Here is a 12,348-nt window from a genome sequence, read left to right as displayed (position 1 = left end):
TTTACATACCGTAGAAGCTACGTGCAGGCTTTTTAAACAATACATAGAGCAAGGCGAGTAAGCAGACAGCAAACAGCCCCATGCCCCACAGTGCATATTCAATCCCTAGTAGTTCAACACGGGCATCCATGCAGGTGGCATAAATACCGAAAAGTGATGGGAATTGGCTTTCCAACCCGGATTGAGTCATGATGCGGTCAGCTAGGGTTTGATCGCATGAAAAGCTGAGCGACGCCACGCTGTATTGGTGCCAGGCAGCCCAAATACCGCTGGCTGCTAGCAAGGCGCTGAGTAGCGTCAGCAGTTTAGCGATAACGTTAATATTGAGTTTCGCCGCTATGCCCGCAAATAAGCAGCCTACACCCACCGCAATAAGCATCAGGCGTTGCAGTACGCACCACGCACAAGGGCGCATGCCGAACATATGTTGAGAAACCAGTGCTACAGCCAGTGCCAAGAAACACAGCCCAGATAGCAGGAACAGCAGTTTAGTAGAGGTATTGTTCATTATTGAATCAAGAAGAGGCTGAAAGGGGTTACTGGGTAGCTTTGGCAGCTTCAATAAGCAGATTTAACACTAGATCATGCACGCCGTCCCACACAATTTGCACACCCAAGCAGAGCAGAATGAATGCAGATAAACGCATGAGTACCGCAGTACCGGTGGTGCCTAGCTTATAAAGAAACTGCGATGCAAAACGTAAGCACATGTATACGATTATGGCGGCAGCGGCAATGGCAGTAATAGAACCGGTTAATTTGCTGGCGGTTAGAATAGTGGTGGAATCGTGCAGTGTCACCCCTACAGTTAATGCGGCAGAGATAGAGCCTGGGCCACATAGCATAGGGAAGGTGAGCGGATAAAAGGCTTTGGAGCGCACTTTTTCAAATGAATATTGCTCTACCATATCTTGAGCATGGCTGGTGTCTGGGTCGGTCGCAACCACCAGATTCCAGGCTGTGACAATCACTAGTAGCCCACCGCCTATACGGATGATGGGCAATGAAATACCAAACAAGTCCAAGACCAAGTTGCCGGCGACCAATGCGATGGCTAGCATGATGAAAATATTCACGCATACGCGTTTAGCCAATTCGTTACGCGCGGGTGTAGAGGCACCTTCGGTCAGCGTTAAAAAGATAGGTGCTGCAGCCGGCGGGTTAAGCATGGGCAGCAGAGTGGCAATGGTAAACAGAAAACTTCTGCCAAAATCCAACCATAAGACTGAATCGGTCATTTACGTAAAGCCCTGATGATTAAAGCGTTTCGGCGAGTTGCCGCTCGAAATTTTTGAAGTGTGTTTGTTGTTGTAAGTTTTCGCTGTAGAGCAAAAAGCTGTCTTCTACCCGTTGGCCTAGTGTCATGATTTTGGCGGATTTTAGATTGATGCCGTTGCTGACAAAGACTTTAGCGAGACTATACAACAGTCCTTTGCGATCGCTAGTGACTATTGTCAATTTCCAGAGATGGTTACCGTGTAAGCTCAACTCGAAGGTAGGCGTAATGGGGAAAGCTCTAGCCTGTGCTTCGTAGGGGGCAATGTAATCCGTAGGCTCTGGCTCTTCGGCTGTAGGTGTTTGTTGTAGCCAGTGCTCTAGACTGTATTTTAGTCGCTGTGCGAAATTTGGTTGCTGGGCAGTTTCGGCGGGTACTTCTACCACGAAGGTATCTAGGGCCCAGTGGTGCTGGGTGGTGTAGATACGAGCGTCTTGAATGCCTAAGCCATTTTGGTCGAAAAACTGGCACAACTGCATGAATAAATCAGACCTGTCAGGGGCATAAACCATGACCTGATGTAGATGGTCATTGCCCAATGCGTGTACCGAAGCATAGGCAAAATTGGCTTGCTCCCAAATAGGACATAGCTCGTGACTGTGCCAAATAATATCTTCGCTATCGTGGCGTAGGAAGTAATCTATATCCAGCACACTCCAGAAGCGTTGAACAGTGTCTAGTGCCAGGCCACGGTCTAGTAGCTGATTCTGCGCGGCTTGTTTACGCTGTGCGAGGAAGCTGCCAGCAGGCAAGGTGTTTTGATGGCGTAAGGCTTTATGTGTCAGGTGATACAGGTCATCCAGTAGCTTGGCTTTCCACGTATTCCAGATATTTGGGTTGGTGCCTTTAATATCGGCAATCGTCAGCATGTATAACGCATCTAGCGTATGCATGTTGGGTAGGTGGCTGGCAAACTCTTGCACGACGGTGGGGTCATAGATATCCCGCTTTTGAGCAAACAGCGACATTTGCAAATGCTCACGCACCAAAAATACGACTAGCGTAGTTTGTTCTTCGGTTAGCCCATGTTCGTGACAAAACTGCAGCGCGTCGTCAGCGCCTAGCTCAGAGTGATTACCGCCGCGCCCTTTGGCAATGTCGTGAAAAAGGGCAGCAATGTACAGTACCCAATAGTCTTGAAAATCTGTTGCTAACTCGGCTGCTAAAGGATGCTCATTGGCGTGGTCTGCCATGGTGAATCGACGCAGATTGCGAATTACCATCAGCGTATGCTGGTCCACTGTGTAGGTGTGGAACAGATCATGCTGCATTTGCCCGACGATACGCCTGAAAGGAGGCAGATAGCGTGGCAAAATATTCAGCATGGTCATCAATCGCAGCGCGTGTAGCATACCACGAGGCTGCTGCAATATCTGTATAAACAGCTGGCGGTGTTCGGGTTGGCTACGGAAACGCTCGTCTATCAGCCGGCGATGATGCCAGATTGCCCGCAGTGTAGAGGCCGTCATGCCCTGCAACTGGGGTTGCTGCTGTAAGTGCAAGAAGCTGCGAAATAGTAACGCAGGCTGCTGGGGTAATAACTCGGGTTCACGCAAATGCAGGCGGTGGTTTAGTATCTCGAACTCATTATCCAGAAACTGAGGTAATGCCTCTGGTGCTGGTAATAAATGCTCTTCCAGCTCTTGCATGAAGATTAGGTTTAACTGAGACACAACGCGAGCAGCCCAGTAATAACGCTGCATCAACACTTCGCTAGCTAGTCGTCCGTCAGTATCTTGAAAACCATAGAGCTTGGCCAATCGAGGTTGCAAATCAAACAGCAATCGGTCTTCACGGCGCTCGCAAAGTAGATGCAGCTCTACACGTAATCGCATAAAGGCAGTACTGACTCGTTTAATAGCGCGCAGTTCAGCGTCATCTAATAAACCTGAGTGTGCGATATCCGACCAGGTGTCACCTAAGCCTGCCGCTTTAGCTACCCAAAACAACACTTGTAAGTCGCGTAAGGCGCCAGGTGATTCTTTACAGTTAGGCTCTAAAGCATAGGCGGTGCCTTGATAGCGCAGATGGCGCTGACGCATTTCAGCCCGTTTAGCCAAAAAGAAGGCTTGGGGGTTTAACGCATCATGCAGTTGTTGCTGCAGTTCTTTCACCAGAGCTACAGAGCCGCACACCCAACGGGTATCTAATAGCGATGTTTGGGTGGTGATATCTGTGCGTGCTTCACTGACACATTGAGCAACCGTGCGTACGGCATGGGCGGCTTTAAGTCCGGTATCCCATAACGAGGCAATTAACTGCTCAACGCTGGCAGCCATGCTGGGTGTGGGAGTGCTGGGCAGTAGGATAAGAATATCCAGATCAGACTCAGGGTATAGCTCTTTGCGGCCGTAACCGCCTACAGCACAGACGGCACACTCTTCAGGTAGTGCCGCGCGTGCAAAAAGCTTTTTGAGTGTTTGGTCTGCAACTTGGCTTAATCGGCGCAGCAACGGCTCAGCGCGATGATTGCGCTGAAACCGTTCTATGGCTTTACGTCGTCTTTGCTGATGACGTATACGTATAGCGGCGATAGCCATGATGTGCTTAGGCTTGGTGGCCTTTTACAAAGGCTGGTGGTGCTGGCATATCAGGCGAAATAGTCAGTACTTCGTAGCCAGTTTCGGTAACCAGAATGCTGTGCTCCCATTGTGCTGACAGGCTGCGGTCACGAGTTACTACAGTCCATTGGTCAGGTAGGGTGCGAATATCGCGACGACCAGCGTTGATCATAGGTTCAATAGTGAAAATCATGCCTGGTTTTAGCTCTACACCAGTGCCGGGTTTGCCGTAATGCAACACTTGTGGGTCTTGGTGAAATTTTTGGCCAATGCCATGGCCGCAATACTCACGCACTACAGAGTAGTTTTTGGACTCAGCGTGTTGTTGAATAACGTGGCCAATATCACCCAAACGCGCGCCAGGCTTGACCATGTCAATGCCCAACCACATGCATTCATAGGTGGTTTCTACCAAGCGTTTTGCCAAAATGGACGGTTCGCCAACAAAATACATACGGCTTGTGTCACCAAACCAACCGTCTTTAATTACGGTGACGTCAATGTTCAGGATGTCGCCGTTTTTCAGTGCTTTGTCAGCAGGAATGCCGTGACAAATTACGTGGTTAACGGAGGTGCAAATAGCGCCGGGAAATGGCGGATAGCCAGGAGGGGCGTAGCCTACAGTGGCAGACTCTACATGCAATGTGTTGGTGATGAAGTCTTTGCAGAGCGCGTCCAATTCAGCCGTAGTAATGCCAGCACGTACGTGTGTACCGAGGAAGTCCAAGGTGGCTGCTGCGGCCTGGCAGGCAGCGCGCATTTTATCTAAATCAGCGGGATCGGAAACAATAATACTCATGATGACTTGAATTAAAGCGTTTAAAAATAGTAAAATTACGGACTTACCCGTATTTCGCCACTAGTCTTTACTTATTGTATAGCTTTTGAGAGAGTCTTGCGGCGGCAACAGGTAAGACTTTTATTTATGTAAATCGCGTGCCCATTTGTCTCGGGGTGTCTGGAAGATTGCCTAAGCTTTAGTGCAAGATCCCTGCCGGATACTGAATGGGTACAAGACCTAACCCTTGTGAGAACAGCATGTCTTTAATGCGTGAAATGTTGGAAGCCGGCGTACACTTCGGCCACCAAACCCGTTTCTGGAACCCAAAAATGGCTCAGTACATTTTTGGTCAACGTAACCGTATCCACATCATCAACCTGGAAAAAACGGTTGTCAACTTCATCGACTCTCAGAAGTTCATCACTCAGCTGGTAGCTCGTGGTGGTAGCGTTCTGTTCGTAGGTACTAAACGCGCAGCGCGTGAATTGGTAGCTGCTGAAGCCGAACGTTGCGGTATGCCATACGTAGACAGCCGTTGGCTGGGCGGTATGATGACCAACTTCAAAACAGTTAAAACTTCTATCAAACGTCTGAAAGACATGGAAGCTCAAGTGGCCGATGGCGCACTGGAGCGCATGACTAAGAAAGAAGGTCTGCTGTTTGAACGTGAGTTGGAAAAACTGCACAAATCCATCGGCGGTATCAAAGACATGAACAAGTTGCCAGACGCACTGTTCGTGATCGACGTTGGCTACCACAAAATTGCTGTGGCAGAAGCTCGCACACTGGGTATCCCAGTTGTGGCAGTTGTTGATACCAACCACTCCCCAGATGGCTTGACTAAAGTTATTCCTGGTAACGATGACTCCGCCAAAGCTATTGCGTTGTACGCACGTGGCATGGCAGATGCCGTTCTGGAAGGCCGTAACCAAGCACTGAGCGGTTTGGTTGAAGGCATCCGCGAAAACGAAGAATTCGTTGAAGTGGAAGAAGTTGAAGTTGTCGAAGAAAACGGCAGCGAAGAGTAATCTCTTCACCTAAACCCTGCTTCGTGCAGGTGGCGACTGTTCGTGTCATGATCCCTGAATAGTCGCCGCGTAGAATTTCATCGGCCCTGGTTCGCCAGGGCTCGTGTTTACCGAATTGGAGAATATCGTGGCTCAAATCTCAGCATCGATGGTTAAAGAACTGCGCGAAAAAACTGACGCGCCAATGATGGAGTGCAAAAAAGCGCTGGTTGAAACTGATGGCGATATGGCCAAAGCTGAAGAGCTGCTACGTGTAAAACTGGGCAGCAAAGCAAGCAAAGCCGCATCCCGTGTAACAGCTGAAGGCTTGGTAACTGTATTCATTGCTGAAGACGCCAAAAAAGGTGCCGTAGTTGAAGTTAACTGCGAAACCGACTTCGTAGCTAAAAACGATGACTTCATCAACTTCGTAAACGAAGTGGCTAAGTTGGTTGCAGAAAACAACCCAGCAGACGTAGAAGCTTTGGCTGCATTGCCTTTGAATGGCAGTACAGTTGAAAGCGTGCGTGCTGAATTGATCGGCCGTATTGGCGAAAACATGACTATCCGTCGTTTCAAACGTTTTGAAACAGCTAACAAACTGGCTCAATACGTACACGGTGGCCGTATCGCTACATTGGTTGAGTTCGCTGGTGACGACGAAGTTGGTAAAGACTTGGCTATGCACATCGCTGCAACACGTCCTAAAGCATTGGATGCATCCGGTGTTGACGCTGCTGACATCGAAACAGAGCGTTCCGTTGCTGCTCAGAAAGCTGCCGAGTCTGGCAAGCCAGAAGAAATCGTTAAGAAAATGGTTGAAGGTTCCGTTGCCAAATTCTTGAAAGAAGTGACTCTGTTGTCTCAGCCTTTCGTGAAAAACGACAAACTGACTGTAGAGCAAATGCTGAAAGAGCAGGGCGCTCAAATCACTGGCTACGCTTTGTTTGTGGTGGGTGAAGGTATCGAACGTCGTAACGAAGACTTCGCTGCTGAAGTTGCTGCTGCTCAAGCTGGCAACTAATACGAAACAGTGACAGATTTTAATTCTGTTTCGTTTTTTTCGGCAGGCGCCATAGACTGGCGCCTGCCATTGTGTTTTACTGCATTAAATTTCATCAGTACCTATGTCTGGAAGCCCTGCCATGAATACCCCTCTCTATAAACGTATTCTGCTTAAATTATCTGGTGAAGCGCTAATGGGGGAAGATGCCTTTGGCATTAACCGCGCCACCATCATGCGCATGACAGAGGAAATCTCCGAAGTCGTTGCGATGGGTGTTCAGGTTGGTATCGTAATCGGTGGCGGTAATATCTTCCGAGGTATTGCCGCAGGTGCGCAAGGTATGGACCGTGCCACTGCTGATTACATGGGAATGATGGCCACAGTAATGAACGCACTGGCTTTGCAAGATGCGTTGAAAAATCGTGGTCTGGATGCACGCGTACAATCCGCTCTGAATATCGAGCAGGTGGTAGAACCTTACATCCGTCCCAAAGCCTTGCGCTATCTGGAAGAAGGCAAGGTGGTGGTATTTGCTGCTGGTACCGGTAACCCGTTCTTTACAACGGATACTGCTGCAGCGTTGCGTGGCGCAGAAGTGGGTGCGGAAATTGTGCTGAAAGCAACCAAAGTAGACGGTATTTACAGCGCAGACCCGAACAAAGACCCCGGTGCTACGCGTTATGCGCGTATTAGCTTTGATGAAGCTATTGTGCGTCGTCTTGAAGTCATGGATGCTACAGCTTTTGCGTTGTGTCGTGATCGAAAACTTCCTATCAAAGTGTTCTCCATCAACAAACTTGGCGCGCTGACTCGCGCAGTATGCGGTGAAGACGAGGGTACTTTGGTACACGTTTGATACAGGAATTCAACAATGAGTTTGTCTGAAATTCGTAGTTCAGCCGAGAGCCGCATGAAGCGCTCTTTGGAGGCGCTGCAAGTTAGTTTGAGTAAGATTCGTACAGGCCGTGCTCACGCAGGTTTGTTGGATCACGTGATGGTTGAGTACTATGGTTCGGATGTGCCAGTTGGGCAAGTCGCTAACGTTAGCGTTGCAGATGCTCGTACACTGAACTTGCAAGTTTGGGAAAAACATATGGCTCCCGCAGTGGACAAAGCCATACGTGAATCCGATTTAGGTTTGAATCCAATTCTGTTGGGCGAAACTATTCGTGTACCCCTACCAGCATTGACCGAAGAGCGTCGTCGTGACCTGACCAAAGTGGTTCGTGGTGATGGCGAAGACTCTAAAGTTGCTGTACGCAACCTGCGTCGCGAAGCTAACGATGCGGCTAAACGTCTTCTGAAAGACAAAGAAATTTCTGAGGATGATGATCGTCGTTTCCAAGATGAAATTCAGAAGTTGACGGATAAGTTCATTGCTGAAATCGAAAAAATGATTGCAGCAAAAGAACAAGAAGTCATGACGGTTTAGGCCGTTATACAGGTGTGGCCCATGTCTAAAAGCTCTACGCAATCCATACCGGACTACAGTGCTGTCCCGCGCCATTTGGCGATTATTATGGATGGCAATGGTAGGTGGGCCACCCGCCGCATGCTTCCCCGCACAGCAGGTCACATACGTGGCATGCAGGCAGTACGCCGTGCGGTAGAAGCCTGTGGTAAAGCTGGCGTGGAGTATCTAACACTGTTTGCTTTCAGTTCCGAAAACTGGCGCCGACCCCAAGAAGAAGTATCACTATTGATGCGCCTTTTTGTACAAACGCTAGAAAAAGAAGTAGGTAAACTCAGCAAACAAGGAGTGCGCTTGCGTGTGATTGGTGATTTGTCTGCCTTTGAGCCACGTCTGCAAGAGCTGATTCGCCAAGCCGAAGAAAGCACGCAACACAATACAGCGTTACAACTCACTATTGCGGCCAATTACGGTGGTCGTTGGGATATTCTTCAAGCAACTCGTCGCTTACTGGCTGAGCATCCTGAGCTGGCACAATCGCCAGAGGCTTTGGATGAGGAAATGCTATCCCCTTATCTTTCCATGTCTTTTGCTCCCGAACCGGATTTGTTCGTCCGTACTGGTGGTGAGCAACGCATTTCTAATTTTCTAATCTGGCAGTTGGCTTATACCGAGCTGTACTTTACAGATAGTTATTGGCCAGATTTTGATGCTGATGCGTTAACCCGTGCCTTTGAATGGTACGCAGGTAGAGAGCGTCGCTTCGGCCGTACAAGTGCCCAACTGGCAGGGCGCTAATCTTTTAAAGGTGTAGAGATTATGTTGAAGCAGCGGGTAATAACAGCTGTCGTGCTGATTGCTGTACTGTTGGTGGCCATGATCTTACCGTCCAAATGGCCGCTAGCCTTGCTGTTAACCATTATTGCTGCCAGCGCAGTCTGGGAGTGGTTGCGTTTGTCGTGGCCTGAGCATTCAGGATGGTTGGCTCCTGGTTTAGGATTTCTGTCTTTTCTCGCAATGTTGGCCCTCCTAGTGGGTTGGCAGCCTGTGGAGCTGCAGCCATGGGCTGATGCCATACGTGCGCAGTTCTTCATGATCTTACTTCCCTTGGTAGTGCTCTATTGGGTGATAGGGGTAAGTTTGATGTTGGGTTTTGCACAAGTAGATCATCCGTCTGCAAAGCCAGCACTAAGCGTCTTTGGTGTGGTGGCAGTGTTGGTGGCGTGGGCATCTCTAAACGAAATGCTGCAATACCGTAATGCCTGGTATCTGTTGTCCATGATGGCCATTGTGTGGGTGGCTGATATTGCTGCGTATTTTTGTGGTCGAGCATTCGGTAAAGCGAAACTGGCGGCGCGTATTAGCCCCGGGAAAACATGGGCTGGTTTCGTGGGTGGTGTGATTGGTGTGGTGCTCTACATTGTGCTTACTGCTCAAATAGATGGCAGTTATGCGCATGCACTTACTGTACGTTGGTCGTGGCCACTGGTTATTCTGATTGCGGCAGGTTTGGCTGCGCTATCGGTGATGGGTGATTTGTTTGAGTCGCTATTGAAACGTCGTGCTGGCGTGAAAGACTCTAGTAATCTGTTGCCAGGGCATGGCGGTGTATTTGATCGTATTGATGCGTTGATTCCAGTGGCACCAGTCGCGCTGCTGCTAGGTGGTCCATTCTTGGAAGTTGCTAAGCTGGTGCATTGATTATGGAATTTCAACGTGTTTGCGTGTTGGGCTCTACTGGCTCCATAGGTTGTAGCACCTTGGACGTGATTGCCCGTCATCCGGAAAAAATGGCTGCGTATGCGTTAACAGCGCATCGCAGCATGCAGCAATTAGCCGAGCAGGTCAGAAAATATCAGCCCGCAGTAGTAGTAGTGCCTACTGACGAAGCGGCGGCTGAGTTTTTGCAATATTTGGGGCAAGGCGTAGCCAAACCCGAGGTACGTATTGGTAGCCAAGCGTTGGTGCAAACAGCATCTGATGCTTCCGTTACTACAGTGATGGCGGCTATTGTTGGTGCCGCGTGTTTAGAGCCTGTATTAGCAGCGGCGTATGCGGGCAAGCGTATTTTGCTGGCGAATAAAGAAGCGCTGATCACGGCTGGTCAGCTATTTATCGATGCCGTAAAAACGGGTAAAGCTGAGCTAATTCCTATTGATAGCGAGCACAGCGCTATTTACCAGTGCTTGCCTGAGCGCATACGCAAAGATGTGCCGGCCCCCGCAGATCAAACTATACGCAGATTGTTAGTGACCGCTTCCGGTGGGCCATTTAGAACATGGGCGCCTGAGCTATTGTCGTCGGTCACACCAGAGCAAGCATGCGCTCATCCGAATTGGAGTATGGGCAGGAAGATCTCTGTAGACTCCGCAACCATGGTCAATAAGGGCTTGGAAGTGATAGAGGCGCATTGGTTGTTTGGTATGCCTGCAGATCAAATCCAAGTGTTAGTGCATCCGCAAAGCATGATCCACTCTATGGTGGAGTATGTGGACGGCTCGGTGTTGGCTCAGTTGGGGCAACCAGACATGCGTACACCCATTGCCTATGGGTTAGGGTGTGCAGAACGTATACAAAGCGGTGTAGGCTTGCTGGAACTGTCTACCTTGGGCCGTTTGGATTTTGAGGAACCCGACTTTCAGCGCTTCCCTTGTTTGAAGTTGGCGTTTGATGCGTTGCGTAGTTCGCAGGTTGCCTGTATTACGCTGAATGCGGCAAATGAAATTGCTGTAGAGCATTTCTTAAACCGTAAGATTGCTTACACCGATATCGTGAAAGTTATCGCGGAAAGCATAGAAAAAATTACTGCATTACCAAATGTGGTATTGGACTCGTTGGACGCTATTTTGCATATAGACCAGCGAGCACGTGAACAGGCACGTAGTTTGTGTGCTGTGACGGTCTAGTAGGTTGACGAACTAGGGTTGCGTTGAGTGGTCACTGTTATTGCTTTTATTGTTGCCATTGGCTTATTGGTTACTATTCATGAGCTAGGCCATTATTGGGTGGCACGCTGGTGTGGCGTACATGTAGAGCGCTTTTCGTTTGGTTTCGGCAAAGTACTCTTTAAGCGCACAGATAAGAACGGCTGCGAATGGGCATTTTCAGCCTTGCCGCTAGGCGGCTATGTCATGATGCGCAATGAACCACCTGAGCACGCTAAAGCAGCCGAAGAAGCATCCGCCTATAACAATAAAAGCTTGTTGCAGCGTTCGGCGATTACGGTAGCAGGGCCTATAGCCAACTTGCTGCTAGCGATCATTCTCTATGCGATTATAGGTGCAGTGGGTAGCGAAGAGCCGGCGCCCATTATGGGGGCCGCGCCAGAGCATAGTGTTGCCGCGTCAGCGCATATCCCAGAGGGCAGTGTGATCACTGCCGTGGATGGTCATGCCATCGCTTCATGGACGCAGTTTCGCTGGCAAATGATGGATGCGTTATCCTCTGGGAGGCGTGTTAGTCTTGAGGCGACTGCCCCCTCGGGCGTGAGTGTAACCTACGATATTGATTTGCCTAAAGTACAAATTGATCCTGATAAGCCTGATGTGTTGGGTGAAGCGGGTTTTGTATTGATGCCAGGCACGCCTATCGTCAAAAGTGTGGTGAAAGAGGGCAGTAGCGCTGGCGATGCTGGTGTGCAGGCAGAGGATTTGATCTTAGCAGTCAACGATCAGCGCTACCAAACTGCTGACCAGTTCGTGGCTGCGATACAGAAAGTACCAGGTCAAACCATTACGTTCACGATTCAACGTGGTGAAGACACTATTCGTATACCAGTAGTTGTTGATGCATACGATACTGGCACTGCGACGGTAGGTCGTGTGGGCTTGCGTGTGGGTAATGCATTGCCAATGGTAACGGTGCGTTATGGTGTGTTAGACAGCATACAGCGCGGTTTTAGTCGAACAGTAGACACCTTGTGGATGTCTATTAAGATGATAGGCCGTATGCTAGTGGGTGAGGTTTCAGTGAAAAACCTCAGCGGCCCAGTCTCTATTGCGGATTATGCGGGTCAGAGTGCGAGTATTGGCGCAATTGCCTACTTAAACTTCCTAGCATTGATCAGTATTAGTATAGGATTGTTAAATCTTTTGCCCATACCCATGCTGGACGGGGGGCATTTGCTGTATTATGCGATCGAAGCTGTGCGAGGCCGTCCTCTATCAGAAGTATGGCAAGCTCGCGGAAGAGCCATAGGATTGGGTATACTTGCATTCTTTATGGTGCTGGCGTTTACAAATGACTTTACGCGCCTTTTCAGTTAGCCATCCATAGCTTAAAATTCAACCCCATTAAGATCAACCAA

At 49.3% G+C, this 12,348-nt stretch carries 12 protein-coding genes; 8 read left to right on the top strand and 4 right to left on the bottom strand.

What is annotated here, in order from left to right:
* Position 1 precedes the first annotated feature (1 nt).
* The 4 genes from AC3QL0_RS08670 to map are packed head-to-tail and all read right to left on the bottom strand — an operon-like array spanning position 2 to position 4,636.
* On the bottom strand, positions 2-508 hold the full coding sequence (locus tag AC3QL0_RS08670; protein ID WP_493008117.1) for a disulfide bond formation protein B: 507 nt from the start codon (positions 506-508) through the stop codon (positions 2-4).
* A 28-nt stretch (positions 509-536) separates the two neighbouring features.
* Positions 537-1,238 carry a MarC family protein gene (locus AC3QL0_RS08665; RefSeq protein WP_135864951.1) on the bottom strand — a complete coding sequence of 234 codons (702 nt, stop codon included), beginning with the start codon at positions 1,236-1,238 and terminating at the stop codon, positions 537-539.
* A 19-nt stretch (positions 1,239-1,257) separates the two neighbouring features.
* Complete coding sequence (locus AC3QL0_RS08660) at positions 1,258-3,816, bottom strand: [protein-PII] uridylyltransferase (RefSeq protein ID WP_493008116.1); 2,559 nt, start codon at positions 3,814-3,816, stop codon at positions 1,258-1,260.
* 7 nt (positions 3,817-3,823) lie between these two features.
* Positions 3,824-4,636, bottom strand: a complete 813-nt coding sequence (gene map, locus AC3QL0_RS08655) for a type I methionyl aminopeptidase (RefSeq protein ID WP_493008115.1) — start codon at positions 4,634-4,636, stop codon at positions 3,824-3,826.
* Between the two features lie 239 nt (positions 4,637-4,875).
* Here map and rpsB point away from each other — a divergent pair, with 239 nt between their 5' ends.
* From rpsB to rseP, 8 genes are all read left to right on the top strand, one after another.
* On the top strand, positions 4,876-5,646 hold the full coding sequence (gene rpsB, locus AC3QL0_RS08650) for a 30S ribosomal protein S2 (protein ID WP_493008114.1): 771 nt from the start codon (positions 4,876-4,878) through the stop codon (positions 5,644-5,646).
* A gap of 127 nt (positions 5,647-5,773) precedes the next feature.
* Positions 5,774-6,649 carry a translation elongation factor Ts gene (tsf, locus tag AC3QL0_RS08645; RefSeq protein WP_493008113.1) on the top strand — a complete coding sequence of 292 codons (876 nt, stop codon included), beginning with the start codon at positions 5,774-5,776 and terminating at the stop codon, positions 6,647-6,649.
* A 121-nt stretch (positions 6,650-6,770) separates the two neighbouring features.
* Positions 6,771-7,487 (top strand): UMP kinase, encoded by a 717-nt coding sequence (gene pyrH / locus AC3QL0_RS08640; RefSeq protein ID WP_135865564.1) that lies wholly within the window; start codon positions 6,771-6,773, stop codon positions 7,485-7,487.
* 15 nt (positions 7,488-7,502) lie between these two features.
* A complete protein-coding gene (gene frr, locus AC3QL0_RS08635; protein ID WP_493008112.1) occupies positions 7,503-8,063 on the top strand; it encodes a ribosome recycling factor in 561 nt (186 codons plus the stop codon).
* Between the two features lie 21 nt (positions 8,064-8,084).
* Positions 8,085-8,840 carry a polyprenyl diphosphate synthase gene (gene uppS / locus AC3QL0_RS08630; RefSeq protein ID WP_135865568.1) on the top strand — a complete coding sequence of 252 codons (756 nt, stop codon included), beginning with the start codon at positions 8,085-8,087 and terminating at the stop codon, positions 8,838-8,840.
* 21 nt (positions 8,841-8,861) lie between these two features.
* On the top strand, positions 8,862-9,743 hold the full coding sequence (locus AC3QL0_RS08625) for a phosphatidate cytidylyltransferase (protein ID WP_493008111.1): 882 nt from the start codon (positions 8,862-8,864) through the stop codon (positions 9,741-9,743).
* A 2-nt stretch (positions 9,744-9,745) separates the two neighbouring features.
* The gene (gene ispC / locus AC3QL0_RS08620; protein WP_493008110.1) at positions 9,746-10,948 is read left to right on the top strand and encodes a 1-deoxy-D-xylulose-5-phosphate reductoisomerase; all 1,203 of its coding nucleotides are present in this window, start codon (positions 9,746-9,748) and stop codon (positions 10,946-10,948) included.
* Between the two features lie 27 nt (positions 10,949-10,975).
* Entirely contained in the window at positions 10,976-12,307 is a 1,332-nt protein-coding gene (rseP, locus tag AC3QL0_RS08615; protein WP_493008109.1) for an RIP metalloprotease RseP, read from the top strand.
* Positions 12,308-12,348 lie beyond the last annotated feature (41 nt).

This window comes from Paenalcaligenes sp. GW821-LYS-B07-1, assembly GCF_058803365.1.
Note: the sequence above shows the minus strand (reverse complement) of the source record. Positions and strands in the feature narration are given on the sequence as shown.

What these genes read in the sequence shown, in the direction of transcription:
- pyrH (WP_135865564.1), top strand. Translation starts at nt 6,771, where the DNA reads ATGAATACCCCTCTCTATAAACGTATTCTGCTTAAATTATCTGGTGAA.
- map (WP_493008115.1), bottom strand. Translation starts at nt 4,636, where the DNA reads ATGAGTATTATTGTTTCCGATCCCGCTGATTTAGATAAAATGCGCGCT.
- AC3QL0_RS08670 (WP_493008117.1), bottom strand. Translation starts at nt 508, where the DNA reads ATGAACAATACCTCTACTAAACTGCTGTTCCTGCTATCTGGGCTGTGT.
- AC3QL0_RS08665 (WP_135864951.1), bottom strand. Translation starts at nt 1,238, where the DNA reads ATGACCGATTCAGTCTTATGGTTGGATTTTGGCAGAAGTTTTCTGTTT.
- ispC (WP_493008110.1), top strand. Translation starts at nt 9,746, where the DNA reads ATGGAATTTCAACGTGTTTGCGTGTTGGGCTCTACTGGCTCCATAGGT.
- frr (WP_493008112.1), top strand. Translation starts at nt 7,503, where the DNA reads ATGAGTTTGTCTGAAATTCGTAGTTCAGCCGAGAGCCGCATGAAGCGC.
- rpsB (WP_493008114.1), top strand. Translation starts at nt 4,876, where the DNA reads ATGTCTTTAATGCGTGAAATGTTGGAAGCCGGCGTACACTTCGGCCAC.
- uppS (WP_135865568.1), top strand. Translation starts at nt 8,085, where the DNA reads ATGTCTAAAAGCTCTACGCAATCCATACCGGACTACAGTGCTGTCCCG.
- AC3QL0_RS08660 (WP_493008116.1), bottom strand. Translation starts at nt 3,816, where the DNA reads ATGGCTATCGCCGCTATACGTATACGTCATCAGCAAAGACGACGTAAA.
- AC3QL0_RS08625 (WP_493008111.1), top strand. Translation starts at nt 8,862, where the DNA reads ATGTTGAAGCAGCGGGTAATAACAGCTGTCGTGCTGATTGCTGTACTG.